The 918-nt window shown below is 64.1% G+C and carries 1 protein-coding gene; it reads right to left on the bottom strand.

Going from position 1 to position 918, the window contains the following annotated elements; all coding sequences use genetic code 11:
- Nucleotides 1-155: 155 nt before the first annotated feature.
- The coding region (locus tag ABW22_RS16375) for a sensor histidine kinase (protein ID WP_237763394.1) at nucleotides 156-918 on the bottom strand (763 nt) is incomplete at its 5' end.

The raw sequence follows: 918 nt of genomic DNA, 5'->3' as shown, positions 1-918 counted from the left end.
CAGGCAGCCCGGCACATGCCCGCTGTAACGGTCGAGAAAGTCATGCGCCGACTCGAAGGCCTCCACGCGCCATCCGGCAGAGTCGAACAGGTAAGCCAGCGAGCGGCGCATCGCCGCGTCATCGTCCACCACAAAAAGTACGGCATCGCGTTCGTTCATAGGTCTTCCTGTGATTCTTCTCTCGGCAGGCTGAACCCTATCGCCAGCCCGGGTTTGCCGTCGTCATGGGCCGCCGCCGACAGCGTGCCCCCGAGCGATTCAATAATGCCCTTGCTCAGTGACAAGCCCAGGCCGAGGCCCTCGGTTTTGGTCGTGAAGAAGGGTTCGAACAGGCGCGCGAACTGTTCGGGCGCAAGACCGCAACCGCCATCGCGCACGGTGATGACACAGGCGCCAGCTTCCGCCCGGAACTGCACCTCGATCGGTTCGTCCGCCCGGCCGGCCGTCTGCTGCGCATCCAGTGCGTTTTTCAGCAGATTGAGCATGACTTGCTGGATCTGCACGGGGTCGGCCACCACGGTGGACACTTCCGGCGTTTCGGCGGGCTGCCAGATCACGCGCGCTTGCGGATGGGTGCCGGTGAACAGGGCGATGGTTTCGCCCACGACCGCCTTGAGATCGACTGATTTTTGTTCGGACGCTCTTTTTTGGGAGAACGCGCGGATGTTGCGGATGATGCTTGCCGCCCGCTCGCTTTGCGTGACGATCTCGTGGGTTCCGTCGAGCAGGGGCGCCGGCTCCAGTCGGCCTGCTGTAATGCGCCGCGCCATGCCGCGGGCGAAATTGCCGATGGCCGCCAGCGGCTGGTTCAGCTCGTGCGCGATCGCGCTGGCCATTTCGCCGAGTATGGCCAGTCGCGCGGTATGGTCGAGCGTGGCTTGATGCAGCAGCGCTTCTTCTGCCATGCGGCGTTGCTCT

It is taken from the genome of Thiobacillus denitrificans, from assembly GCF_001530125.1.
Lineage (GTDB): Bacteria > Pseudomonadota > Gammaproteobacteria > Burkholderiales > Thiobacillaceae > Thiobacillus > Thiobacillus denitrificans_C.
This window is presented reverse-complemented; position numbering and strand designations above follow the sequence as displayed.